Source organism: Methylobacterium sp. 174MFSha1.1 (assembly GCF_900116815.1).
GTDB lineage: Bacteria > Pseudomonadota > Alphaproteobacteria > Rhizobiales > Beijerinckiaceae > Methylobacterium.
Genome location: NZ_FPCB01000020.1, coordinates 31,385 through 54,459 on the forward strand (window position 1 = coordinate 31,385; position 23,075 = coordinate 54,459).

A 23,075-nucleotide genomic window follows, 5' to 3' on the forward strand; every position below is an offset into this window, starting at 1 on the left:
CACTGTGTACGCCGTCAGGCGGCGGCCGGCAGGCGGCCTTCCCGCTGGATGATCTCGGAGGCGAGCCGCAGATAGGCCTGCGAGCCAGCGCATTTGAGATCGTAGAGCAGCACCGGCTTGCCGTGAGACGGCGCCTCGGAGACGCGCACGTTGCGGGGGATCATGGTCTCGTAGACCTTGTCGCCCATGAACTCGCGCACGTCGGCCACGACCTGGGCCGACAGGTTGTTGCGCGGATCGAACATCGTCAGCACCACGCCCTGGATCGCCAGGCGCGGGTTGAGCGCGCCCTTGACCTGCTCGACGGTGCGCAGGAGCTGGCTCAGGCCCTCTAGCGCGAAGAACTCGCATTGGAGCGGCACCAGCACCGCGTGTGCCGCCGCGAGGGCGTTGAGCGTGAGCAGGTTGAGCGAGGGCGGGCAGTCGATCAGCACGTAGGTGAAACGCTGGTCCTCGGACGCCTCGTTCCGGTCGAGTGGTTCGAGCGCCCGGCGCAGGCGCTGCGCCCGGTCCGGCGCACTCGCCATCGCCATCTCGAGACCCAGCAGGTCCATGGTCGAGGGGATGAGCGAGAGCCGCGGCACCGCCGTGGCCTGCACTGCATCGGCGAGCGGGGCCTCGCCGGCAAGCACGTCGTAGGTCGAGAGACGGCGCTGGCGCCGGTCGATGCCGAGGCCGGTCGAGGCGTTGCCCTGGGGGTCGAGATCGACGATCAGCACGCGCTCGCCGATCGCCGCGAGCGCAGTGCCGAGGTTGATCGCCGTCGTGGTCTTGCCGACGCCGCCCTTCTGGTTGGCGAGCGCGATGATGCGCAGGGGTCGCGGGCTGCCGCTCGCCTGCGACTCGGGGGATTCCGCGATCATGGGAGAAGGCCGCTCACTCTGGAGACGCGGACGATTCTGGCTTCAGAATCGGTCCGGCTCGGGATCAGATCCGCAGTGAATCTCCACCTTTCCTCTGCCTCGGTCAATTCGGTTAAGACATCACGCCCTTTCGGAAAAAGCCCGGTGGCGCTTTTTTTCAACAAGGGTTCCGTCCAGGTGAGGAGTTGCGACAGCGGCGCGAGGGCCCGCGCCGTCACGATCTGCGAATCAGTGAAGCCCGCGATCACGCTCTCGATCCGGGCGACATGGATCTTCGCCGGTGCGCCGGTGAGCCGGGCGGTCTCCTGCAGGAAGGCGCCCTTGCGACCGTTGCTCTCGACGAGGTCGACGCGGAAACCCGGCCGTTCGCGGCCGGCAATCGCCAGGATCAATCCCGGGATACCGGCGCCACTGCCGAGATCGAGCCAGCGCGTCGCCTCCGGGGCGAGGGTCAGAAGCTGGAGCGAGTCGGCGACGTGGCGTGTCCAGACCTCGGCCAGCGTCGAGGGGCCGACGAGGTTCTTGATCGATTGCCAGCGCGTGAGCTGCGCGACGTAGAGATCGAGCGCCGCGGCTGTTTCACGTGAAACGCCGGCCTCGCGCAGGACAGCGTCACGACCGGGAGGTGAAGACTTCATTCGGCCGGGACCTGCGTGGACGTGCCCCGACGGGCATGGGCGGCAAGGAGGGTGAGCGCGGCCGGGGTAACCCCTTCGATCCGAGCAGCCTGGCCGAGCGTGAGGGGTCGGACCTTGTCGAGCTTCAGCCGCAACTCGTTCGACAATCCTGCGATGCTGCCGTAATCGAGCAGAGCCGGCAGAGCCACGGCCTCGTCGCGCCGGAACGCCGCGATGTCGGCCTGCTGCCTGTCGAGGTAGACCGCGTAGGTCGCGTCGGTACACAGGCGGTCGGCGAGGGCAGGGGGGACGGTCCGGAGTTCGGGCCACACCTCGGCGAGCCGGTCCCACGTGATCTCCGGATAGGAAAGGAGCTGGAAGGCCGACCGACGGATGCCGTCGCGGTTGAGGGCGATGCCGTGGCGCTGCGCCTCCGTCGGCGTCAGGCTCAACTCGTCCAGCCTCTGCCGCGCGCCCTGGAGCGCTTCACGGCGCGCCGCATCATGGGCGGCACGAATCGGCGAGACGCAGCCGAGGGCGAGGCCGCGGCCGGTCAGGCGCTCGTCGGCATTGTCGATCCGGAGACTGAGCCGGTACTCCGAGCGCGAGGTGAACATTCGATACGGCTCGCTGACCCCGTGGGTCACGAGGTCGTCGATCATCACGCCCAGATAGGATCCGGCCCGGTCGAACACCGCGAGGTCCGCCGCGCCGGCGAGCCGGGCGGCGTTGAGCCCGGCCACCAGTCCCTGGCCGGCGGCCTCCTCGTAGCCTGTGGTCCCGTTGATCTGGCCGGCCAGGAACAGGCCAGCGATCCGGCGGGTCTGCAAGGTCGGATCGAGTTCGCGCGGATCGACGTAGTCGTACTCGATCGCGTAGCCTGGGCGCAGGATCACCGCCCGCTCGCAACCGGGCAGCGACCGGACGATGCCGGCCTGGACATCTTCGGGCAGGGAGGTCGAGATCCCGTTCGGGTAGACCGTCGGATCGTCGAGGCCTTCCGGCTCCAGGAAGATCTGATGCCCGTCGCGGTCACCGAAGCGCACCACCTTGTCCTCGATCGACGGACAGTAGCGCGGCCCGCGGCTGGTGATGCCGCCGGAATACATCGCCGAGCGATGAAGATTGGCGCGGATCAGGTCATGCGCCACTTGGCCCGTCCGGGTCACGCCGCACTCGATCTGCGGCGTCGTGATGCGTTCGGTCAGGGTCGAGAACGGCACCGGTTCGTCATCGGCGGCTTGCTTGTCGATGCCGTGCCAGTCGATGGTGCGGCCGTCGAGACGTGGCGGCGTCCCGGTCTTGAGGCGGCCGAGGGCGAAGCCGTGCCGGTCGAGGGTCGCCGAAAGGCCGAGCGCCGGTCCTTCGCCGATCCGGCCAGCTGGTGTTGTGAACTCGCCGATATGGATCAGGCCACGCAGGAAGGTGCCGGTGGTGAGGACCACGGCACGACAGGGGAGGGTGCGGCCGTCGGCGAGCACGACGCCCGCCACCCGCCCGCCGGCGATGGTGAGATCCGCGACCTCGCCCTCGACGATCGTCAGGTTGGGCGTGTCGCGTAAGGCGGCCTGCATCGCCCGCGCGTAGAGTTTGCGGTCGGCCTGCGTGCGCGGTCCGCGTACGGCCGGGCCCTTGCGGCGGTTGAGCAGACGAAACTGGATCCCGGCCCGGTCGGCGACGCGGCCCATCAGCCCGTCGAGGGCGTCGACCTCGCGCACGAGGTGACCCTTGCCGAGGCCACCGATGGCCGGGTTGCAGGACATCGCCCCGAGCGTGTCGCGGCGGTGCGTGACCAGGGTCGTGCGAGCGCCGTAGCGCGCGGCCGCCGCGGCCGCCTCGGCGCCCGCATGCCCGCCGCCGACGACGATCACGTCGCGGGGGAGAGAATCGTCAGTGAGCATGCGGTGATTAGGCGGTCTCCTGCGGCCGCGTCAATCTCGCTGCCGTCCGATCCCGCGTTTCACGTGAAAACACTACGGACAGACCGCTCACTTGCCGATGCAGAAGCTAGAGAAGAGCCGGTCCAGCATCTCCTCGACGCCAACGCGGCCGGCCACCTCGCCCAAGGCTCGCACGGCGAGGCGCAGATCCTCGGCTACCAATTCGGCCGGCAGCTCGGCGCCATGCGTGACGACGCGATCGAGGTGATGGAGACAGCGTTCGAGAGCGAGCCGCTGCCGCTCGCGCGTCACGAGCGCGTCTCCGCTGCCGAGGGAGGTTTCCGCCCGGCGCTCGATCTCGCCAAGGAGCCGGTCGAGACCGGCGCCTGTCCGGGCCGAGATCGGAAGCTCATCGGCCACGAACGGTCCTGGCAGGTCGCGCTTGGTGGCGACGACGAGCACCGGGACGGAGAGGGAAGGGGGCGCCTCGCCGTCCGGCTCGCGCAGCCATAGGACAAGATCGGCCTGATCGATGCGCCGCCGGCTGCGCGCCACGCCCTCCGCCTCGATCGCGTCCGTACTGTTGCGCAAGCCCGCCGTGTCGACCAGCAGAACCGGCAAACCGCCGAGATCGCATCGAACCTCGATCGCGTCCCGCGTCGTCCCGGGAATCGCCGAGACGATCGCGACGTCGCGTCGGGCCAGCGCGTTGAGCAGGGTCGACTTGCCGGCATTCGGCGCGCCGGCGAGCACCACCGTGAATCCGTCCCGCAGGCGCTCGCCCCGGCGGCTGTCGGCGAGGGCGGACCGGATCGCCTCGCGGATGCGCGCCGCGGCGTCCCGCCCGGATGCGGTCAGAGCCTCGTCGTCGATATCGCCTTCATCGGAGAAGTCGAGCGCGGCCTCGGTTCCGGCGAGAATGTCGAGAAGGGACGTCCGCCAGCCTTCAACGGCGCGGCCGAGGGCGCCGTCGAGCTGGCGGACGGCCTGACGCCTCTGGGCCTCGGTCTCGGCCTCGATGAGGTCGGCCAGTCCCTCGACGGCGGTCAGGTCCATGCGGCCGTTGAGGAAGGCGCGCCGGGTGAAGGCACCCGGCTCGGCCGGCACGAGGCCGGGCATCCCCCCGAGGCTGCGCAGGACCGCCGCCCGTACCGCCGGACCGCCGTGGAGGTGCAGCTCCACCATGTCCTCGCCAGTGGCGGTGCCGGGGCCGGGCAGCCAGGCGACGAGGGCGTGATCGAGCAGCTCCGCGGTCTCGGGCTCGCGCAGGGTACGCAGAGAGAGACGCCGCGCGGCGGGCAGCGGTGCCCGGATCAGCGCCCTTAGGGCCGAGCCGGCCTGTGGCCCGCTGATCCGTACGACGGCAACGGCTGTGCGGCCGTAGCCGGTGGCGGGAGCGAAGATGGTGTCGGGGGCATGCATCGGGCGTGAGGGCAGCAGGCTTTGGGGGAGCGCCGGATCGGGGATCCGCGTGCCGTCGCTAAGCACGGATCCAGGCACGATGCCGAACGGGTGCTTCGATCTCGATGCGCCGATGCTGCTTTGCAAGCGACGCTCCGGAACGCAACCCCGAACCGCTTCCAATCCAGGATATCTCCTCCCACCCACGCCCTCATCCTGAGGGCGTGGGTGGGAGGAGAGAAGAGGGGAGGGGGCGCAGATATCAATCTTACGCACCCTATCCAAACGAGAACGGCGCCCTTCTCGGGGCGCCGCGCAAGTCGTTCGGGTGACCGCGACCAGCGGTCGGGTCAGGTGTTCATCGAGTCGAAGAAGTCGCCGTTGCTCTTGGTCTGGCGCAGCTTGTCGAGCAGGAACTCGATCGCGTCGGTGACGCCCATCGGGTTGAGGATGCGGCGGAGCACATAGGTCTTCTTGAGCGAGTCCGGCGGGACCAGCAGCTCCTCCTTGCGGGTGCCGGAGCGGGTGATGTCGATCGCCGGGAAGATGCGCTTGTCGGAGACCTTGCGGTCCAGGATGATCTCGGAGTTGCCGGTGCCCTTGAACTCCTCAAAGATTACCTCGTCCATCCGCGAGCCGGTGTCGATCAGCGCGGTCGCGATGATGGTGAGGGACCCACCCTCCTCGATATTGCGGGCGGCGCCGAAGAAGCGCTTGGGCCGCTGCAGGGCGTTGGCGTCGACGCCGCCGGTCAGCACCTTGCCGGAGGACGGCACCACGGTGTTGTAGGCGCGGCCGAGGCGCGTGATCGAGTCGAGCAGGATGACGACGTCGCGGCCGTGCTCGACCAGGCGCTTCGCCTTCTCGATCACCATCTCGGCGACCTGGACGTGGCGGGTCGCCGGCTCGTCGAAGGTCGAGGCGATCACCTCGCCCTTCACCGAGCGCTGCATGTCGGTGACCTCTTCCGGCCGCTCGTCGATGAGCAGGACGATGAGGTAGCACTCGGGGTGGTTCAGGGTGATCGACTGGGCGATGTTCTGCATCAGCACCGTCTTGCCGGTCCGCGGCGGCGCCACGATGAGGGCGCGCTGGCCCTTGCCGATCGGCGCGACGATGTCGATGATCCGGGGAGAGAAGTCCTTGCGGGTCGGCTCCGACAGTTCGAGCTTGAAGCGCTGCGTGGGGAACAGCGGCGTCAGGTTGTCGAAGTGGACCTTGTGCTTGATCTTGTCCGGGTTCTCGAAGTTGATGGTGTTGACCTTGAGCAGCGCGAAGTAGCGCTCGCCGTCCTTCGGGCCGCGGATCGGGCCCTCGACGGTGTCGCCGGTGCGCAAGCCGAAGCGGCGGATCTGCGTCGGCGAGATGTAGATGTCGTCGGGGCCGGGCAGGTAGTTCGAGTCGGAGGAGCGCAGAAAGCCGAAGCCGTCCTGCAGTACCTCGACCGTGCCGGCGCCGATGATCTCGACGTCCTTGGCAGCGAGCTGCTTCAGGATCGCGAACATCAGCTCCTGCTTGCGCATGGTCGAGGCGTTCTCGACCTCGACCTCCTCGGCGAAGGTGAGGAGTTCGGTCGGTGTCTTCGACTTGAGATCCTGCAGCTTCACCTCGCGCATGGCGGGGGCGGCGGGGGTCTCGATCGGGGCGAGGGTGTCTTCGATCATGGGATATCGGGGTGCGGGGGCGAAGCGGGGAGCGTCATGTCAGGACAGGTCCGGCCGCCGCAGGACGCGGCGTTGAGCGGAGAGCAACGGGGCGGCCGAAGCGGGCACCGGTCGCGAAATCGTCGCCTGAGTGTCCCGGAGGTCGCGTGGAGGAGCCGAGAGGCCCTGGATGCGACGTGACGTGACGATGGAGGAGGGAACGACTTTATGTAACGGGTCCTCGTCGTCGACTCAAGTCCGCGACTGCGGAAAAGTGGGGAGAGGCGCGGTGCGGCGGCATCTTAGAGACGGCGGACCCGATGCGGATGCTCCGGCCGCACCCGAAGCATGGTGAACTATCGGCGCAGTCGTCGCGAGCCCGCATTAACATATGGAAGGTTTAACCCCCAGGTCACGACCGGCGATCATCCCAGCCCCGCCGAGCTTCAGGCTTGTTCCGACCGGTGTCGAGGTATTGCGACGGAAAAGCCCAGTATCGCGGGTGGCTGCATCAGCAATGATGCGGTTGCCGGCGTGCGGCTCAGCGGCGGCGCAGCCGGATATAGAGCGCGCCACCGCCACCGTGATGGTGGGCCGCCTCCTCGAAGCCGACGACCAGGGGGCGCAATTCGGGCAGGCGCAGCCAATGCGGCACGCTGCGGCGCAGCACGCCGCGCTCGCCGTAAGGATCGCCGCCGGCCCCGCCCTTGCCGGTGACGACCAGCACCACTGCGTGGCCCTGGGCCCGGGAGCGGTGCAGGAAGCCGATCAGCGCCGCATGGGCCTCGCTCTGGCGCATCCCGTGCAGGTCGATCGACGCGTCGACGCTGCGCGAGCCGCGGCGCAGGGCGGTGCGCACCCGCCGCTCAAGGGGCGCCAGCGGCGGCAGGGCCGGCGCGGGCGGAGGGGGCGTCGGGACCGGACTTGGCTTCGAGACCGGAGTTGGCTTCGAGACCGAACTTGGCTTCGGAGCCGGCGTCTTCGCGGCGGGACGACCGGGTCGCACCGTCACGGCGAGCGGGGCCGGCGCGGAGACAGGCTCCGGCGGCGGGGGAGGGGAGGAGGGGACGGCCCGCCCACGCAAGGGGGTGACCAGGCGGGAGATCTCCGCCCAGAGCCGCGTCTCCTCGGCGGAGAGCCGGCGCCGACGCCGGAAACGGGGCGGCTCGGTCACGGCGCGGCTCCCGCATCGCCCTGCTTCGGCAGCAGCACGACGAAGCGCGCGGGATCGCGCAGCAGGCCGGCGACCGCGCCCGCCCGGGCGCCGGTGCCGAGATAGAGGTCGCCGCGGGCCGGCCCGAGGATCGCCGAACCGGTATCCTGCGCCACGACGAGGCGGCGCAAGGGCGTGCTGCCTCCCTCCGGGTCGGGCAGCGAACCCTCCAGCCAGAACGGCAGGCCGTAGCGCCACAGGGTAGAATCGACCGCGAGGCTGCGCCCGGCGGTCAGCGGCACGCCGGCCCCGCCACGGGGGCCGGCCCCCTCGGTCACGCTCTCGTCGAGGCGGAAGAAGACGTAGGACGCATTGCGGCGGATCAGGTCGCGGGCGAGGCCTGGATTGGCGCGCAGCCAGCCGGTCCAGCGGGCGAGCGTCAGGCCCTCGAGCGGCAGGTGGCCGCCCGTGACGATCAGGCGGGCGACCGAGGTGTAGGCCCGGCCGTTGCGACCGTCATAAGCGAGGCGGACGGAGCGGCCGTCGGGCAGGCGCACCCGGCCGGAGCCCTGGACCTGCAGCACCAGGAGGTCGACGGCGTCGCGCAGCCAGAGGAGCGGGCGGGCGCGGGCGCCGAGCGCGCCGTCCTCGATCGCCGCCCGGTCCGGATAGGGCCCGAAGGCATCCCCGTCGCGGCGCGCGGCGCGAAGCGAAGGGTCGAGGCCGGGCCGGGTCTCGCCGGGCTCCAGCGAGACGAGGTCGTCCGGGCGCGCGAGCGCCGGCACGGTGAAGTCCGGCGTGGCGACCGGCGAACCGGTGAGTTCGGGCTCGAAATAGCCGGTGAGGAAGCCGTTCGTGCGCTCAGGGATCGCGTCGCGGTTCGGCCGCAGGACGCGGTAGGCTGAGAAGTTCCGCTCGAAGAAGGCGCGGGCCGCCTCCGGCGCCACGTCGGCCGCGGCCTTGCAGGCACTGGCGAGGTCCTGGCTCGGCGCGCCCGGCGCCGCCTCGGAGAGAACCGGGCCGGCAGGGGCCGCGCAGGTCGCCCGGAAGGTCGTGAGAGCCGCCGCGAGGTCGTCGCCGGAAAAACCCGGCAGGGCGGCGAGGGGGACGGGTTCGAGGATGGCCTCGCCGACCCGCAGGGGGGCCGCATCCGCCGGGACGGCGCCGCCGGCGAGGAGGGCGGCGAGGGCCAGCCCGGCGGACGCGCGTCCGATCGCGGAACTGGCGGCGGGAAAGGGGCCGAAGGCCGGTGGCATGGGCTTGTCGGGCTCCGGCCCCGGGAATGCTGTGCTCTGGTCGCGTCGCGCAGGACTTGAAGGAGCCTTCGCGACGGAGGGAGTGTCGCCGAGGGCCGGCGGCCGATCAAGCCGCCGGCGCCGTCAGTGGCCGGCTTCCGTGGCGACGAGTTGCCAGTTCGGGTCGCGGCTGCCCAGCGTCCGGGCGAAGGTCCAGACGTCGGTCACGTCGACGACCTTCTCGGGGCTGCCGTCGACGACCTGGCCCTGCGGCCCGCGGGTGGCGGTGATCAGCTTCGAGAGGTAGCGCACGGTGACCTGGGCCACGCGGTTGCGCACGTCGACCCCGACGATCTCGGCCCGGTCGATCGACACGAAGGTGGTCTCGACGGTCTGGCCGGCGCGCTCGCGGCCCTGGATCGCCCGTTCGAACCCGTCCGCGACCTCGCGCGAGAGCAGGGTCTTGAGCGTCTTGCGGTCGCCCTTGGCGAAGGCCGTCACGATCGTCTCGTAGGCGACCTTGGCGCCGTCGGTGAAGCCGCGCGGATCGAAGGTCGGCTCCTGCTGGATGATCAGGTCGAGGCCGCGGGCGGCGGGCGAGTTCGGCTCGATCACGCCCTTCCAGTTGCGCGGCACCGCGGTGGCGACCGGCGCGGCGGCGCCGCGCTCGGGGCCGGCACCGGGCAGCCGCACGACGTTGTCGCCGTCGCGGGGGGCCGCCGGGGGCTCCTCGCGCCGGGCCAGCGGGTTGAACGGCGGCCGCTCGCTCCCGGTCTTCTGGCCGAGGACCGAGCGCAGCTTCCAGATCACGAAGACCGCAAGCCCGAGGAAGATGAGGGTCGTAAGGTCGAGGGAGTCCTGCATCATCGATCCGTTCATCGATCCGTTCTTGGCGGCGTCCTTGGCGGCTTCCTTGGCGGCGTCACGCGTGGCATCCCCGACCGCCCCGGCACAGCTTGCGACATCTGCGGCGCATCGACGGCTTTGGCACCGGGACCGGGGCGTGGCAAGCGTCCGGCCGGCGCCGCACCGCGGGCCATTCGGTTGATATGGGGCCGGGGCCCTGCCGTATCCAGGCGCCCGCGCGCGACGATGCAGTGTTCCTTGGCGGTGTTCCTTGGCGGTGTTCCTTGGCCGTGTTCCCGGCCTCGATCCCGCTGGGCTTTGCCGGAGAAGCCGGCCTGCCGCTGTATCGGGAAGGCCGGGGTTGTGGCGCAAAAGGGATGATCGGCGCCTCTGCTTGTTCGCGGCCTGCGGGCATGATAGCCGCAACGCCGCCGACGCGCGCGCCGTTTTTCGCGCCAGCGCGCGCCGGCCCGTCGTTTACGTCCAGCCCTCGAAGGAACCCTCCGCCATGGCCGATTCCCCGCTCCCGAACGGCAACGGTGGCGCCGCGGCGCAGCCCGAAGACTTCACCCCGACCCTCAACGCCCTGGCGCAATACGCCAAGGACCTCTCCTTCGAGAACCCGAACGCCCCGCGCTCGCTGCAGCCGCAGGAGCAGGGCCCGCAGATCAACATCCAGGTCAACGTCAACGCCCGGCAGCTCGCCGAGGAGGATTTCGAGGTCGAGCTGCGCCTCGAGGGCGACGCCCAGACCGGCGGCGACGTGCTGTTCGCGTTCGAGCTGACCTATGCGGGCATCTTCCGCCTGCGCAACATCCCGCAGGACCAGATGCACCCGGCGGTGATGATCGAGTGCCCGCGGCTGCTGTTCCCGTTCGCCCGCCAGATCATCGCCGACGCGGTGCGCAACGGCGGCTTCCCGCCGCTCTACATCGACCCGATCGACTTCGTCGGCCTCTACCGTCAGAAGGCCGCCGAGGCCCAGGCGCAGGGCGGCGTGGCGTAACATGGTGATCGCGCGGGCCGGGAGTCCCGGCTCGCGCACCCTCGAAAAGTGTTTCACGGGAAACGCGGCCGTTATCCCTAATCCCTCAGGGTCGGCACCAGGGATGCCACCAGCAGCCCCGCCATCGCGAGGTTGAACACCCGCAAGGCGCGCCGCGTCCTCAGCACCCGGGCGGTACCGACGCCGATCAGCGTCCAAAAGCCCAAGCAGGGCAGGGCGACGAGCCCGAACAGGATCGCGAGCGCGAGCGTCGCGGCGAGTGGGGCGGCCTCCGCTTGCGCCGTATAGGTGGCGAGCGCGCCCGCGGCGATGATCCAGGCCTTCGGATTCACCCACTGGAACAGGGCCGCCTGCAGGAAGCCGAGCGGACGACTTGCCGTCGTCGCGGGGTCGGCCGGATCGGAATCGGAGCTCGCGATCTTCCAGGCGAGCCAGAGCAGGTAGGCCGCACCCGCCCATTTCAGCACCGCGTGGACTCGTGGGTCGGTGAGCAGCGGCAGGCCGGCGGTGCCGAGGACAACCAGCATCACGGGGAAACCTGCCGCGATGCCGAGCATGTGCGGTACGGTGCGGGCAAAGCCGTAGGTCGCGCCGGACGCCACCACCATGGTGTTGTTCGGGCCGGGCGTCGCCGACATCGCGACCGCGAACGCGCCCGCCGAGAGAAACCAGGTCCAGTCCACGCTCGATCCGCTCCGCGCCGTCATAGGCCGCCGGTGCGATGATACACGGTTCCGAGGCCGTGCTCGCGGCATCGGCGATCGGGTCGGCGATGCTCTCGCGCCCTGCTGTCAGTCCACACTCCAGGTCGCGGCCGGGCTGCCGGCCATTTCGATGAACCCTGGGTCAGGTGACCGCAGGACGACCCGGCCCTGCCCCCTGGACTCCCGCCCCCGGATCGGGCGATGGGGGCCGTGCGCGCTGCCACCTTCGATCGGTTTGGCGCGCGAGAACATCTGCGCGTCGCGCGAGAGGAAGACGACGGGATGGCGTACTGGCTCTACAAGTCCGAGCCCTCGGTCTGGTCGTGGGACGACCAGGTCGCCGCCGGCGCGGCGGGAACGTTCTGGAACGGGGTGCGCAACCACGTCGCCCGCAAGAACCTCGAGGCGATGCGGCTCGGCGAGCAGGGCTTCTTCTACCACTCGAACGAGGGCAAGGCGGTGGTCGGCATCGTGGAGGTGATCCGCACCTACTACCCCGACCATACCGACGAGAGCGGCCGCTTCGGCATGGTCGATGTGAGGGCGGTCGCAGGCCTGCCCCATCCCGTCAGCCTGGAGGCGATCAAGGCCGAGCCCGCTCTGCGCGAGATGGTGCTCGTCAACAATTCGCGCCTGTCGGTTCAGCCGGTCAGCGAGGCGGAGTGGGCGCTGGTGCGCCGCATGGGGGGCCTCTGATCGATGAGGCGGCTGGCGTGAGGCGCATTCTCGCCGGGTGCGGACTGCTCGTCCTCGCGCTGCTGGCGCAACCGGCGGGCGCCCAGCAGAAGCCCAGAACTCCGGACCCCAAGGCACCGGCCAAGCCCGCCGGGCCCGAGAAGGTCCTGACCTGCGGGGCGCTGTCGAACCTGCGCATCCTGATGGCGGAGACGGGGGGCAACCCCGCCGCGATCCGCACGCGGCTCTCCGATCCGAAGGCCGACCATCTCGGCTGCACGCGGGTCGGCCGCGACCGGATCGAGGGCAATGCCGAGCGGGTGGTGGTCGGCGGCACCGCCTACGATTGCCTGAAGGTCAAGGAGACGAGCCTGTGCCGCTGGACCCTGTCGGGGGTGCCGGCGGAGGCGCCGTGAGAGGCTGCCTCCGCCGATAAGCGTCATACGATTTCCGATTGATCGCTCGGCGATTGCTGCGCAATCGCTTTCGCGATGCGGAAATCAGCCTCGCTCACGTGTGTGGAGCCGGAGGCTCCACCGCGCGGGCTGGCGATACAATTTCCGAACTGATCGTTCGGAACTCGCATCAGATGCTCCAGTACGGCGTGGCGTTGAAATACTGGTGGACGTGCTCCTCCCACTTCCGGTCGTAGGAGGGGTCGTTGCCCTCCGCCGAGGCCGGCGGCGCGGCGCGGAGCTGCTCCTCGGTGAGGTCGAGGACGTAGGCGTCGAGCTCCGGCGCGAAGCGCAGGGTCGACCACGGGACGGTGTGGTAGCCCTCGCCGATGCCGAGGAAGCCGCCGAAGCTCATCACGGCGTAGACCACCTTGCCGGTGGCCTTCTCGATCATCAGGCGCTCGATGCGGCCGATGCTGTCGCCGTTCGGACGGCGCACGGCGGTGCCCTCGACCCGGTCGCTGGCGATCAGCGCGTTGGTCTCGCTGGTGGTGGTGCTGCCCATGTCGGAGCGATCGCCGACGGTCGGTGCGACGGTGGTCATCGGAACTCTCCAGATCCGTTCGTTTCTTCCCCGGCAACGCTGCCGCGGGGGAGCCTGTTCCGGAGCCGGGCCCGGAGGGAACGCTGCGGCGAATGGCGGGCAGCGGGGCAGTTCCCCCCGGGCGATCGGGGCGCTAGGCTGCGGCCATGCTCCTGCGCTCCTTCCTTCCGCGGTCCATGCCGATTCGCCGTGCCGCCGTCCTGACGGCCCTCCTCGCGCTCGTCGCGCCCGCCCTGGCGCAGGATCGCGGCACCCTCACCCCGAAGCCGCTGCCGCCGCTCGCCAACCCGGACGATCCCTCGACGCCGGCCAAGGCCCTGTTCGGCCGCGCGACGACGCCCGCCGCCCTGCCGCCGCAGGCGATCGGCGGCTACGCGCGCGGCTGCGTGGCCGGCGCCGAGGCGCTGCCGATCGACGGCGCGACCTGGCAGGTGATGCGCCTGTCGCGCAACCGGAACTGGGGCCATCCGCGGCTCGTCAATTTCCTGGAAAAGATCGCCACCGAGGCGCCGCGCAAGGCAGGCTGGCCGGGGCTCCTCGTCGGCGACATGTCCCAGCCCCGGGGCGGGCCGATGCTGACCGGCCACGCCTCGCACCAGCTCGGCCTCGACGCCGACATCTGGCTGACCCCGATGCCGGACCGGCGCCTGACCCGGGCCGAGCGCGAAGAGATGTCGGCCACCAACGTCGTGCGGCCGGACCGGCGCGACATCGACCCGGCCGTGTGGCTGCCCGAGCACCTGCGGCTGATCAAGATGGTGTCGCGCGAGCCGGAGGTGGCGCGGATCTTCGTCAACCCGGCGATCAAGCGGGCCCTGTGCCGCGAGGCGGGATCGGACCGGAGCTGGCTCACCAAGGTGCGGCCGATCTACGGCCACAACTACCACTTCCACATCCGGCTCGACTGCCCGGCGGGCGAGTCAGCCTGCCACGACCAGGACCCGCCGCCCGCCGGCGACGGCTGCGGCGCCGAGCTCGATTACTGGTTCACGGACGCGGTGCTGAACCCGAAGCCCCGCCCGCCCGGCAAGCCGCGCCCGCCGATGACGCTCGCCGGCCTGCCGGATGCGTGCCGCACGGTGCTGAAGGCGCGGTGACGGCCAGCCGGGACCGGCAACGCTCCGGTCCCGCTACCCAAGCCCCGGTTCGCGCGCTTACTCCGCCGCGACGCCGACCCCGATCGGGCAGGACACGCCGGTGCCCCCGAGGCCGCAATAGCCGCCGGGGTTCTTCGCCAGGTACTGCTGGTGGTACTCCTCGGCGAAGTAGAACGGGCCGCCGTCGCGGATCTCGGTGGTGATCGGGCCGTAGCCGCGGGCCTTGAGGGCGGCGGCGTAAGCGTCGCGCGAGGCCTCGGCCTCGGCCCGGCGGGTCTCGTCGGGCAGGTAGATGCCCGAGCGGTACTGCGTGCCGACATCGTTGCCCTGGCGCAGGCCCTGGGTCGGGTCGTGGCTCTCCCAGAAGGTCTTGAGCAGGGCGGAGAACGGGATCACGCGCGGATCGTAGGCGACGAGCACGACCTCGTTGTGGCCGGTGAGCCCCGAGCAGACTTCCTCGTAGGTCGGGTTCGGGGTGGTGCCGGCGGCGTAGCCCACGGCGGTGACGAAGACGCCGTCACCCAGTTGCCAGAACTTGCGCTCCGCGCCCCAGAAGCAGCCGAGGCCGAAGACAGCCGTCTCGACGCCGTCCGGGTAGGGGCCCTTGAGGGGATGGCCGTTGACGAAGTGCCGCTCCGCCGTCGGCAGGGGGGTGGGCCGCCCCGGCAGGATCTGGTCGGGGCTCGGCATCTCGGCGCGCTTGCGGAAGAACAGCATCGGGTCGCTCCGGTACGGATACGGAGCCTCGCGGCTCCGGAGGCGAGACGCCTCTGAACACGACCTGATGTGGGGTGCGGCGCCTCTGATCTGAAGGGCGTCGCGTCAGCGCAGGTATCGGTGACGAGGGGTCAGCGAAGAACCGCCGCCTGCGCGGCCGGCGCGTCCGTGGCGGCGACGCGGGCAGGGGCGTCGGGCCCGAAGGCGGTGCTCGGATCGAAGAAGGCGCCGCGGGCGGTGATCAGCCCGGCTGCCAGGGCCCAGAACAGCACGACACCGACGATCCGCCGGGTCCGGACCGGACGGCGGCGTGCGGCCGCCTGCCCGGTCTCCTGCGGGGAACGCAGGTCCAGACGCTCGCCGAACGGATCGAAGATGGCAGGACGCATGGTCGATTCCGGGATGACGCACGGCTCCGCGGAGCGAAGCTTCGGCCTTGTAGATAGGTCTGGCGGGGGCCTCGCAGCAATAGACGCAGTTTTCTATTTTTAGCTGCAACAGAGAAGATGTTTGCTGCCAGAAAGCTCGCAGAGAGAAATTTTGTCTTTGTTCCCCGACGTGCCGCCGACCCGCCGCTGCGCCGTGACGCAGGCGGGCCGTACCGCCCCCGTCGATCGTGGGCGGACACGACGATGCGGGCTTCGACGCGCCACCGACGGATGGCGGACCTGGGGACTGCGCAGGCCGCGATGCGACTTCCGTGACTCACCCACGCATGGTTGATCGGCCGGGATCATCTGGCCTACAATCCCATGACTTTGCGGCATGTCGGCCTATTCGCGCCCGGTCGCGACAGCTGAAATTAGGAAAATTTGCCTTGGAGAGCGGAATTCGGACGTGCGGCGCACGGGCGGATCGCGGCTTGCGGCGGCAGCGCCGTCCAGGCCGGCGACCCGGCACAGGGTGGATCGAGACCCGGACCGGCGCCCGATGACCCTGTACTCGTTGGATCCTCGCGTCACTCCCCGGCCAGCGGAGCTGTCGTCGAACGATTTCATGCGCCTGATCGAGGCGTTCGGTCTGACCGGCGCCTGGCGCTGGGACTTCGTCACCGGCCGGCAGGTCTGGTCGGCGGGGCTCTACCGGCTGCTCGGCCTCCCGGAGCGCGAGCCGGCGAGCTACGAGCGCCTGCTCGGCCTCGTCCACCCGGCCGATCGCGACGTGCTCGAGGACGCCGCCCAGATCGTCCAGGCCGGGATCCTCGGCAGCCACACCGTCCGGCTGATCCGGCCGGACGGGACGGCGCGCACGGTGGTGAGCCGCGGCGAAGTCTTCTTCAGCCCGGAAGGGCACCCGATCGCGGCGACGGGCGTGCTCCTCGACGTGACCGACCGCGAGCGCCTGGCCGAGATGCACCGCCTGGAGCAGCAGCGCCGGGCCAGCCTGGCGCGGGAGGCGCAGGTCTTCATCCACACCGAGCCGAGCCTGCCGCTGACCGAGTACGGGGCGGATTTCCTGGCCCTCGTCGGCCTGCGCCGCGAGGAGGTGCGGGCGGACTGGCTCAGCCCGATCGTGCCGGAGGAGCGTCCGCGCTGGCGCGACGAGCTGCCCCGCCTCGCCGCCCTGGGCCAGCCGTTCAGCATCGCGCCGACCCTGCGGCTCGCCGAGGGCGGGACGGCGCGGTTCCGCATGACGCTGGTGCCCCTGCGCGACGGCACCCCCGATCCGGTCTGCTGGACCGCCGTGATCACGCCCCTCGCGGCCGAGGCCGACCGGGACGTCGCGCCGCGCCAGGTCGAGGCGGCGATCCCGGTCGAGCGGGCGATCGAGGGCTGCCACCTGCGGGCGGCCCGCGGCCTCCTCGACTGGACGCTGAACGACCTCGCGCGGGAGAGCGGCCTGTCGCTCTCCACCGTGCGGCGCCTGGAGGAGGAATCCGACGGGCCGTCCTCGCGCTCCCGTCCGCACGTGCTCACGGCCCTGCGCCGGGCCGGCATCGTCTTCACCCTGGTCGAGGGCGCAGTGGCGGTGGCGCTGGCGGAGTGACGGGGTCACCCGACCCGGAACACCGAGAGCGCCACGTGGTCCGGCGCCCGGGCCCCGGTGGCGAGGAACAGGCTGGTCTGCATCCAGGCGAGGTGCGGGCAGGCGGTCTCGAACCGGGGCGCGGTGCGGAAGTAGATCAGGCCCGGATCGACCGGCTCTCCTCGGCGCAGGCGCTCCAGCGCCTCGGGCGGCCCGAAGCGCAGGCCCGTATTCTCGACGTAGATCCGGGCGCCGTCCGCGGCCTCGATCACGTAGCGGGCGTGGAGCTGGGTGAGCCCGTCCGCCGCGATGGTCTGGTAATCGGCCCCGCCGGGCAGGACCCGGCCGGACAGGGCAGGCCCCGACACGGTGCCCCCGGTGATGGCGATGACGCGCCGGGCCCCGGCGCTCGTCGCGCCGACCTCGTAGGGGGTCGCGACCGCGATGCGGGCGTCGAAGACGTGCTCCAGGGTGGGGACGGGGAGCATCACGGCCTCTCCACTCTCAGCGTCGCCACCCTCACTTGCCCCTCACCAGCGGGCAGTCGCTCTCTCCGATCGGCCGGAAGGCGTCGTCGCCCGAGAGCGTCGCGACCCGCTCCATCACGTCCCACTCGCCCTTCGAGTCCTCCGGGCGCTTGACCCGGAACAGCGAGACGTCGCGGATCACCCGCCCGTCCGGCCGCAGGCGGCCGCCCCTGGTCATGACGTCGTCGATCGGGATCTCGCGCATCTTCGCCATTACGGGTTCGGCCGCGTCGGTGCCGGCGGCCCTGACGGCTTTCAGGTAGTGCGTCACCGCCGAATAGACGCCGGCCTGGTAGCTGTTCGGCATCGCCCGCTGGCGCTCGTAGAACCGTTTGGCGAAGGCGCGGGCGGCGTCGTCCTGGTCCCAGTAGAAGGCTTCCGCGAGGTAGAGCCCGCCCGCGACCTTGAGGCCGAGCGCGTGGACATCGACCGCCGTCATGTAGAAGCCGGCGAGCTTCTGCTTGCCGCCGAGCACCCCGAACTCGGAGGCCTGCTTGACCGCGTTGATCGCGTCGCCGCCGACATTGAACAAAGCGATCACCCCGGCGCCCGAGGCTTGCGCCTGCAGGATCTGCGACGACAGGTCGGGCGAGAGCAGGGGGTGGAAGACCTGGCCCACAACCTTGCCGCCGCCCTTCGTCACCACCGGCGTCACGTCGGCGACGAAGGATTTGCCGAGGGTGATGTCGGCGACGACGTAGAACCAGGTCTTCTCGCCCGATTCGACCAGGGGTTTCGCGATGGCGCGGGACAGCGCAAAGGTGTCGATGACCCAGAGCGCGCCGTTCGGCGAGCATTGCGCCCCGGTGATCACCGTCGAGCCCGATCCGGTGATGAGCGCCAGCCGGCCCTTCTCCCTCGCGAGCGCCTGGACGCCCAGCGCCACCGCCGAGTTGCCGAGGTCGGTGATCATGTCGACCCCCTCGACGTCGTACCAGCGCCGGGCGAGCGTGCTCGCCACGTCCGGCTTGCTCTGGTGGTCGGCGGCGACGATCTCGATCGGCTTGCCGAGAACCGTCGCGCCGAAATCCTCGACCGCGAGGCGCGCCGCGGTGACGCTGCCGGTGCCGTAATTGTCCGACATCGCGGTCGACATGTCGGCGAGCACGCCGATCTTGACGCGGTCGCCGGAGACGGCGCCCTCCGCCCCGGCGACGGCCGGCGCGAAGGCGATCAGGCCCGCGAGGAGGGCGGAGCGGAGGGCGCGCATCCTGTCCTCCCCTCAGACGGCCTTGAGGCCGAGGATCTCCCGGGCCTCGCCCGGGCTCGCGACCTCGTGGTTGAGCTCCTTGATGATCCGCACCGTGCGGGCGACGAGCTGCTCGTTGGTGGCGAGCTGGCCGCGGGAATAGTAGTTGTTGTCCTCGAGCCCGACCCGGACATGGCCGCCGAGCAGGATGGCTTGCGTCGTCGCCGGCAGCTGCGCCGGGCCGATGCCGGAGACGCAGAAGATCGATTGCGGCGGCAGCATCCGGATCATCGCCGCCAGGATGTCGTGCGAATAGGGCATCGCGCCCTGGAAGCCCTTGTCGGCGCCGAGCACCATGTTGATGTAGTAGGGCGGCTTGTCGTAGCCCTTCTCGATCAGCCGGGTCACGTCCTGCAGGATGTGCTGGGGCCCGAACACCTCCCATTCCGGCTTGATGCCGCGCTCCTGCATGCGCTTGGCCAGCGCCTCGCAGCGGCTCGGCGTGGTGATGACGACGATCTCGCGGCCGCCATGCACGTCCGCGAAGGTCATGCCGTCGAAGGTCGCCATCTCGGCCCCGGCCTCGCAGCCCTTCAGCCGCTCCTCGAAGCTCGATTCGAACAGTCCGTCGGGACGCGGCACCAGCATGTCGCCGCTCGATCCGCCGCCGGTCGAGTTGTTGAGGATGATGTCGCAGCGCTCGCGGATGCGCCGGTTGATGTCGCGATAGATCTCGTCGTTGCAGGTCGCCTCGTCGTCGGGCCGGCGGGCGTGCAGCGCCGCGATCGCCGCGCCCTCCTTCCACGACTTATGCACCGAATCGGCAATTTCCTGCGGCTGGGTCGGCAGGTTGTGGTTCTGCGCCTTCGAGGCCATGCCGCCCGTCGGCGCCACCGTCACGATCACCTTGGCCATGTTGTCCTCCCTGGTTGAACTTCTGGTTACGGCAGCTCCGGCGCGTCGCGCTTCTGCCGCACGAGGTCGACGAGCAGCCGGTCGCGCTCGGCCACCATCGCGTCCTGGTCGCGCCCGTCGAGGGCCTGCTCCAGGCCGCGCACGAGGGTGGCCTTGAGTTCCGGCGTCAGGCGCGGGTCGCCGAGATCGGCCCACATCGCCTCCATCAGCGGCCCGAGATGGTCGAGGGTGTGGGCGAGCCCCCCGGGACCGCCGGACAGGTGGTTGAGCAGGCACGGCCCCATCAGCGCCCAGCGCAGGCCCGGCCCGTGGGCGATGGCCGCGTCGATGTCGGCGACCGTCGCGGCGCCGGTGCCGACGAGGTGGAACGCCTCGCGCCAGAGCGCCGCCTGGAGCCGGTTGGCGACGTGGCCGACGAGCTCGCGCCGCAGCCGGATCGGCCGCTTGCCGATGCGTGCGTAGAAGCCCATCGCGGCCGCGACGGCGCCCTCGTCGGTCTTGGCTCCGCCGAGGACCTCGACCAGCGGCACGAGATGGGGCGGGTTGAAGGGATGGCCGAGCACCACCCGGCCGGGATGGTGGCAGGAATCCTGGATCGCGCTCGGGGTGAGGCCGGAGGAGCTGGTCGCCAGCACCACGTCGGGCGCCGCCGCGGCGTCGAGGCGGCGGTAGGTCTCGCGCTTGATCTCCAGGCGCTCGGGCCCGTTCTCCTGCACGAAGTCGGCGTCCGCCACCGCCGCTTCCGGCTCGGCCACGAAGGTCAGGCGCTCGGGCGAGGCGCCGGGCTGAAGGCCGATGCGTTCGAGCACCGGCCAGTGCCGGGCGACCGTCTCGCGCAGGCGGGCTTCCGCGCCGGGGCCTGGGTCGGTGGCGGTCACGTCGAGGCCGGCGCCTAGGAACTGCGACACCCACGACGCCCCGATGACGCCGGTGCCGATCACCGCCACCCGTCCGATGGCCGTGCGATACACGCCGGCCGGCTCGCTCGCGTCATCCATCGCGGCGCCCTCCCTGATCGGGTCGGTTGTCAGGGCTCGACGCCCGATTGACCCGTTGAGATAGTTATATCACATTACAAATCAGGTTTGGCAATCCGGCGCGAACAGGCCGGAGCGAGAATCGGAGGAACGCCACGATGGCGGAGGACCTGTCGGGCCTCGGCACCGAGTCCCTGGTGGTCACCAGGCGGGACGCGGTGGCGATCGTCACCCTGAACCGCCCGCACAAGCGCAACGCCCTCGACGACGGCATGGTGCTGGGTCTGGAGCGCATCGCGAGAGGCCTGCCCGACGACGTGCGGGCGCTGGTGATCGCGGCGGAGGGCCCGCATTTCTGCGCCGGGCTCGACCTCGCGGAACTGACCGAGCGCGACGCGCCGGCCGGGATGCTGCATTCGCGCATGTGGCACCGGGCCTTCCACGAGATCGAGTTCGGCCGGGTGCCGGTGGTGGCGGCGCTGAAGGGCGCGGTGATCGGCGGCGGGCTGGAGCTGGCGCTCTCGGCGCATCTGCGGGTGGCCGAGGCGTCCGCCTTCTTCGCTCTGCCGGAGGGCCAGCGCGGCATCTTCGTCGGCGGCGGCGCCTCGGTGCGGCTGCCGCGGCTGATCGGCGTCTCGCGGATGCGCGACATGATGCTGACCGGCCGCGTCCACGACGCCGAGAGCGGCGAGCGCCTGGGCCTGTCGCATTACGTCGTGCCGGCGGGCGAGGGGCTGGAGCGGGCGATCGCACTCGCCGCCCGGGCGGCCGAGAACGCGCCGCTCACCAACTACGCCCTGATCCACGCCCTGCCGCGCATCGCCGAGGCCGACCCGGCGACGGGCTACCTCACCGAGGCGCTGATGACCGCGGTGGCCCAGAGCGACGCCGAGGCGAAGCGCCGGCTGGCGGAGTTTCTGGAGGGGCGGGCGAAGAAGGTGAGGGAATAAGGGGGGGCCGTCTGCCCCCTCGTCTCACCAGGCCTCTGACACCCTCCGCGTCATTCCGGGGCCGCGAAAGCGGAGCCCGGAATCCAGAACCTCAGGATGTTCAGGACAGAGCGGGACGCGCCCGCCTCATTCGGCACCATCCGCGGTTCTGGGCGTGCCTTCGGCACCCCGGGCTCTCGCCTTCGGCGAGCCCCGGGATGACCCCGAGAAGCGGAAGCGACGTGGATAACAAGTCAAGCACTGTTCCCCTCTCCCGTGTGGGAGAGGGGTTAGGGGTGAGGGTGCTACGGTTCCGAGTCTAGCACAAAGCTTAGAGCTGCGAGCACGACGACCAGCGCTCTATACTGAAGCGTAGCACCCTCACCCCTACCCCTCTCCCACACGGGAGAGGGGATCCCGCGACTTCTTATGCTTCGTTGTGTCAATAAAAAACATCACAAAGACAATACGAACCCACAGAACCCGGCACCAAGACCGGCCCAATCACCCCCGGAGGAACCCATGCCCCGCCACGCCATCCGCCGGCTCGCCCCGGCCCTCGCCGCCCTCCTCGCCCTCCTCGCCCCCGCGACCGCCGCCGAGCGGGCGGTGAAGATCGGCGTCCTCAACGACATGTCGGGCCCCTATGCCGACTACCAGGGCCAGGGCTCGGTCATCGCCGCCCAGCTCGCGATCGAGGATTTCGCCAAGCAGGCCGGGCGGCCGGTCGAGCTGGTCTCGGCCGACCACCAGAACAAGACCGATATCGGCGCCTCGATCGCCCGGCGCTGGTTCGACCAGGACGGCGTCGACCTGATCCTCGACGTGCCGAACTCAGCCGTGGCGCTGGCCGTGGCGAACCTGGCGCGGGAGAAGAACAAGGTGTTCATCGGCTCGGGCGCCGGCACCGCCGAGCTCACCGGCAAGCAATGCTCGCCCAACACCGTGCACTGGACCTACGACACCTGGTCGCTCGGCCACGCGCTGGCGAAGGCCCTGGTGCAGCAGGGTGGAAAATCCTGGTACTTCCTCACCGCCGACTACACCTTCGGCAAGGACCTCGAAGGCTCGGCCGCCGACGAGGTGAAGGCCATGGGCGGCAGCGTGAAGGGGTCGTCGCGCCATCCCCTCGGCACCGCCGACTTCTCGTCCTTCCTGCTCCAGGCGCAAGGATCGGGCGCCGACGTGATCGGGCTCGCCAATGCCGGCGACGACACCTCGAACGCCCTCAAGCAGGCGGCGGAGTTCGGCATCGCCCCGGGCCAGCGCCTCGCCGGGCTGATCCTCAACATCACCAACATGCCGGCGCTCGGCCTCAAGGCGACGCAGGGCGTCTACATCGTCACGCCGTATTACTGGGACCTCAACGACGGCACCCGCGCCTTCGCGGCGCGCTACGCGGCGCGCCATCCGCGCCACGCCATGCCGAACGACATGCAGGCGGGCATCTACTCGGCGGTGGAGCACTACCTGAAGGCGCTCGGCACCGTGAAGGATGCCGGCGACGGCCGAACCGTCGTGGCGGCCATGAAGGCGATGCCGACCGACGATCCGATCTTCGGCAAGGGCCGCATCCGCGAGGACGGCCGCAAGCTGCACCCGATGTACCTGCTCGAGACCAAGACCCCAGCCGAGAGCAAGGGCGGCTGGGACTACTTCAAGCCGGTGCGCACCGTGCCGGCGGACGAAGCCTGGCGCCCGCTCTCCGAGGGCGGCTGCCCGCTGGTGAAGGGCTGA

Annotated in this window: 23 protein-coding genes; 7 read left to right on the plus strand and 16 right to left on the minus strand. The window is 70.6% G+C overall.

The features are described from left to right. Positions 1 to 14: 14 nt before the first annotated feature. From BM430_RS18120 to BM430_RS18155, 8 genes are all read right to left on the minus strand, one after another. Positions 15 to 863 (minus strand): ParA family protein, encoded by an 849-nt coding sequence (locus tag BM430_RS18120; RefSeq protein WP_093568653.1) that lies wholly within the window; start codon positions 861 to 863, stop codon positions 15 to 17. Further along, positions 860 to 1,501, minus strand: coding sequence for a 16S rRNA (guanine(527)-N(7))-methyltransferase RsmG (rsmG, locus tag BM430_RS18125; RefSeq protein ID WP_093568654.1), 642 nt, complete (start codon positions 1,499 to 1,501; stop codon positions 860 to 862). The genes BM430_RS18120 and rsmG overlap by 4 nt, the downstream gene beginning before the upstream one ends. Then, positions 1,498 to 3,381 carry a tRNA uridine-5-carboxymethylaminomethyl(34) synthesis enzyme MnmG gene (gene mnmG, locus BM430_RS18130; RefSeq protein ID WP_093568655.1) on the minus strand — a complete coding sequence of 628 codons (1,884 nt, stop codon included), beginning with the start codon at positions 3,379 to 3,381 and terminating at the stop codon, positions 1,498 to 1,500. Before mnmG ends, rsmG begins: the two co-directional genes overlap by 4 nt. 87 nt (positions 3,382 to 3,468) lie before the next feature. Beyond that, on the minus strand, positions 3,469 to 4,782 hold the full coding sequence (gene mnmE / locus BM430_RS18135) for a tRNA uridine-5-carboxymethylaminomethyl(34) synthesis GTPase MnmE (RefSeq protein ID WP_093568656.1): 1,314 nt from the start codon (positions 4,780 to 4,782) through the stop codon (positions 3,469 to 3,471). A gap of 329 nt (positions 4,783 to 5,111) precedes the next feature. Beyond that, entirely contained in the window at positions 5,112 to 6,425 is a 1,314-nt protein-coding gene (rho, locus tag BM430_RS18140; RefSeq protein WP_093568657.1) for a transcription termination factor Rho, read from the minus strand. A gap of 520 nt (positions 6,426 to 6,945) precedes the next feature. After that, complete coding sequence (locus BM430_RS18145) at positions 6,946 to 7,578, minus strand: Smr/MutS family protein (protein ID WP_093568658.1); 633 nt, start codon at positions 7,576 to 7,578, stop codon at positions 6,946 to 6,948. Next, a complete protein-coding gene (locus tag BM430_RS18150; RefSeq protein ID WP_093568659.1) occupies positions 7,575 to 8,813 on the minus strand; it encodes a murein transglycosylase A in 1,239 nt (412 codons plus the stop codon). Before BM430_RS18150 ends, BM430_RS18145 begins: the two co-directional genes overlap by 4 nt. 123 nt (positions 8,814 to 8,936) lie before the next feature. After that, entirely contained in the window at positions 8,937 to 9,656 is a 720-nt protein-coding gene (locus BM430_RS18155; RefSeq protein ID WP_177303099.1) for a Tim44/TimA family putative adaptor protein, read from the minus strand. Between the two features lie 490 nt (positions 9,657 to 10,146). On the opposite strand from BM430_RS18155, the gene secB reads away from it, so the two are divergent. Then, entirely contained in the window at positions 10,147 to 10,644 is a 498-nt protein-coding gene (secB, locus tag BM430_RS18160) for a protein-export chaperone SecB (RefSeq protein WP_093568660.1), read from the plus strand. Positions 10,645 to 10,721: 77 nt separating this feature from the next. Here secB and BM430_RS18165 read toward each other — a convergent pair whose 3' ends face one another. Continuing rightward, entirely contained in the window at positions 10,722 to 11,327 is a 606-nt protein-coding gene (locus tag BM430_RS18165; protein WP_244539540.1) for a LysE family translocator, read from the minus strand. A 303-nt stretch (positions 11,328 to 11,630) separates the two neighbouring features. On the opposite strand from BM430_RS18165, the gene BM430_RS18170 reads away from it, so the two are divergent. Both BM430_RS18170 and BM430_RS18175 read left to right on the plus strand, forming a co-directional pair. Further along, entirely contained in the window at positions 11,631 to 12,044 is a 414-nt protein-coding gene (locus BM430_RS18170) for an EVE domain-containing protein (protein WP_093568662.1), read from the plus strand. Positions 12,045 to 12,061: 17 nt separating this feature from the next. Then, a complete protein-coding gene (locus tag BM430_RS18175; RefSeq protein ID WP_093568663.1) occupies positions 12,062 to 12,439 on the plus strand; it encodes a hypothetical protein in 378 nt (125 codons plus the stop codon). A gap of 169 nt (positions 12,440 to 12,608) precedes the next feature. On the opposite strand, the gene BM430_RS18180 is transcribed toward BM430_RS18175, so the two are convergent. After that, a complete protein-coding gene (locus BM430_RS18180) occupies positions 12,609 to 12,983 on the minus strand; it encodes a PRC-barrel domain-containing protein (protein WP_244539546.1) in 375 nt (124 codons plus the stop codon). A gap of 215 nt (positions 12,984 to 13,198) precedes the next feature. On the opposite strand from BM430_RS18180, the gene mepA reads away from it, so the two are divergent. Further along, a complete protein-coding gene (gene mepA, locus BM430_RS18185) occupies positions 13,199 to 14,119 on the plus strand; it encodes a penicillin-insensitive murein endopeptidase (RefSeq protein ID WP_093568768.1) in 921 nt (306 codons plus the stop codon). A 57-nt stretch (positions 14,120 to 14,176) separates the two neighbouring features. Here the strand turns inward: mepA and msrA are convergent, their stop codons facing one another. Then, positions 14,177 to 14,836, minus strand: a complete 660-nt coding sequence (msrA, locus tag BM430_RS18190; RefSeq protein WP_093568665.1) for a peptide-methionine (S)-S-oxide reductase MsrA — start codon at positions 14,834 to 14,836, stop codon at positions 14,177 to 14,179. 131 nt (positions 14,837 to 14,967) lie between these two features. Next, entirely contained in the window at positions 14,968 to 15,225 is a 258-nt protein-coding gene (locus BM430_RS18195; RefSeq protein ID WP_093568666.1) for a hypothetical protein, read from the minus strand. A gap of 607 nt (positions 15,226 to 15,832) precedes the next feature. On the opposite strand from BM430_RS18195, the gene BM430_RS18200 reads away from it, so the two are divergent. Continuing rightward, positions 15,833 to 16,822 carry a PAS domain-containing protein gene (locus BM430_RS18200; protein ID WP_177303093.1) on the plus strand — a complete coding sequence of 330 codons (990 nt, stop codon included), beginning with the start codon at positions 15,833 to 15,835 and terminating at the stop codon, positions 16,820 to 16,822. 5 nt (positions 16,823 to 16,827) lie between these two features. Here BM430_RS18200 and BM430_RS18205 read toward each other — a convergent pair whose 3' ends face one another. The 4 genes from BM430_RS18205 to BM430_RS18220 are packed head-to-tail and all read right to left on the minus strand — an operon-like array spanning position 16,828 to position 20,430. Then, a complete protein-coding gene (locus BM430_RS18205) occupies positions 16,828 to 17,289 on the minus strand; it encodes a DUF3237 domain-containing protein (protein WP_093568668.1) in 462 nt (153 codons plus the stop codon). A gap of 31 nt (positions 17,290 to 17,320) precedes the next feature. Continuing rightward, positions 17,321 to 18,538 carry an ABC transporter substrate-binding protein gene (locus BM430_RS18210; protein WP_093568669.1) on the minus strand — a complete coding sequence of 406 codons (1,218 nt, stop codon included), beginning with the start codon at positions 18,536 to 18,538 and terminating at the stop codon, positions 17,321 to 17,323. 12 nt (positions 18,539 to 18,550) lie between these two features. Then, complete coding sequence (locus tag BM430_RS18215; RefSeq protein ID WP_093568670.1) at positions 18,551 to 19,432, minus strand: beta-keto acid cleavage family enzyme; 882 nt, start codon at positions 19,430 to 19,432, stop codon at positions 18,551 to 18,553. Positions 19,433 to 19,458: 26 nt separating this feature from the next. Then, a complete protein-coding gene (locus tag BM430_RS18220) occupies positions 19,459 to 20,430 on the minus strand; it encodes a 3-hydroxyacyl-CoA dehydrogenase NAD-binding domain-containing protein (RefSeq protein ID WP_093568671.1) in 972 nt (323 codons plus the stop codon). 137 nt (positions 20,431 to 20,567) lie between these two features. Here BM430_RS18220 and BM430_RS18225 point away from each other — a divergent pair, with 137 nt between their 5' ends. After that, a complete protein-coding gene (locus BM430_RS18225; RefSeq protein ID WP_093568672.1) occupies positions 20,568 to 21,359 on the plus strand; it encodes a crotonase/enoyl-CoA hydratase family protein in 792 nt (263 codons plus the stop codon). Between the two features lie 501 nt (positions 21,360 to 21,860). Then, the gene (locus BM430_RS18230) at positions 21,861 to 23,075 is read left to right on the plus strand and encodes an ABC transporter substrate-binding protein (protein ID WP_093568673.1); all 1,215 of its coding nucleotides are present in this window, start codon (positions 21,861 to 21,863) and stop codon (positions 23,073 to 23,075) included.

Bases quoted from the DNA above. Each gene is read 5' to 3' on its own strand.
- secB (WP_093568660.1), top strand. From the start codon at position 10,147: ATGGCCGATTCCCCGCTCCCGAACGGCAACGGTGGCGCCGCGGCGCAG.
- BM430_RS18180 (WP_244539546.1), bottom strand. From the start codon at position 12,983: ATGGGCAGCACCACCACCAGCGAGACCAACGCGCTGATCGCCAGCGAC.
- BM430_RS18230 (WP_093568673.1), top strand. From the start codon at position 21,861: ATGCCCCGCCACGCCATCCGCCGGCTCGCCCCGGCCCTCGCCGCCCTC.
- BM430_RS18210 (WP_093568669.1), bottom strand. From the start codon at position 18,538: ATGCGCGCCCTCCGCTCCGCCCTCCTCGCGGGCCTGATCGCCTTCGCG.
- BM430_RS18225 (WP_093568672.1), top strand. From the start codon at position 20,568: ATGGCGGAGGACCTGTCGGGCCTCGGCACCGAGTCCCTGGTGGTCACC.
- BM430_RS18200 (WP_177303093.1), top strand. From the start codon at position 15,833: ATGCGCCTGATCGAGGCGTTCGGTCTGACCGGCGCCTGGCGCTGGGAC.
- BM430_RS18170 (WP_093568662.1), top strand. From the start codon at position 11,631: ATGGCGTACTGGCTCTACAAGTCCGAGCCCTCGGTCTGGTCGTGGGAC.
- BM430_RS18120 (WP_093568653.1), bottom strand. From the start codon at position 863: ATGATCGCGGAATCCCCCGAGTCGCAGGCGAGCGGCAGCCCGCGACCC.
- BM430_RS18155 (WP_177303099.1), bottom strand. From the start codon at position 9,656: ATGCAGGACTCCCTCGACCTTACGACCCTCATCTTCCTCGGGCTTGCG.
- BM430_RS18195 (WP_093568666.1), bottom strand. From the start codon at position 15,225: ATGCGTCCTGCCATCTTCGATCCGTTCGGCGAGCGTCTGGACCTGCGT.
- BM430_RS18215 (WP_093568670.1), bottom strand. From the start codon at position 19,432: ATGGCCAAGGTGATCGTGACGGTGGCGCCGACGGGCGGCATGGCCTCG.
- BM430_RS18220 (WP_093568671.1), bottom strand. From the start codon at position 20,430: ATGGATGACGCGAGCGAGCCGGCCGGCGTGTATCGCACGGCCATCGGA.
- BM430_RS18150 (WP_093568659.1), bottom strand. From the start codon at position 8,813: ATGCCACCGGCCTTCGGCCCCTTTCCCGCCGCCAGTTCCGCGATCGGA.
- rho (WP_093568657.1), bottom strand. From the start codon at position 6,425: ATGATCGAAGACACCCTCGCCCCGATCGAGACCCCCGCCGCCCCCGCC.
- mnmE (WP_093568656.1), bottom strand. From the start codon at position 4,782: ATGCATGCCCCCGACACCATCTTCGCTCCCGCCACCGGCTACGGCCGC.
- BM430_RS18205 (WP_093568668.1), bottom strand. From the start codon at position 17,289: ATGCTCCCCGTCCCCACCCTGGAGCACGTCTTCGACGCCCGCATCGCG.
- rsmG (WP_093568654.1), bottom strand. From the start codon at position 1,501: ATGAAGTCTTCACCTCCCGGTCGTGACGCTGTCCTGCGCGAGGCCGGC.
- mnmG (WP_093568655.1), bottom strand. From the start codon at position 3,381: ATGCTCACTGACGATTCTCTCCCCCGCGACGTGATCGTCGTCGGCGGC.
- msrA (WP_093568665.1), bottom strand. From the start codon at position 14,836: ATGCTGTTCTTCCGCAAGCGCGCCGAGATGCCGAGCCCCGACCAGATC.
- mepA (WP_093568768.1), top strand. From the start codon at position 13,199: ATGCCGATTCGCCGTGCCGCCGTCCTGACGGCCCTCCTCGCGCTCGTC.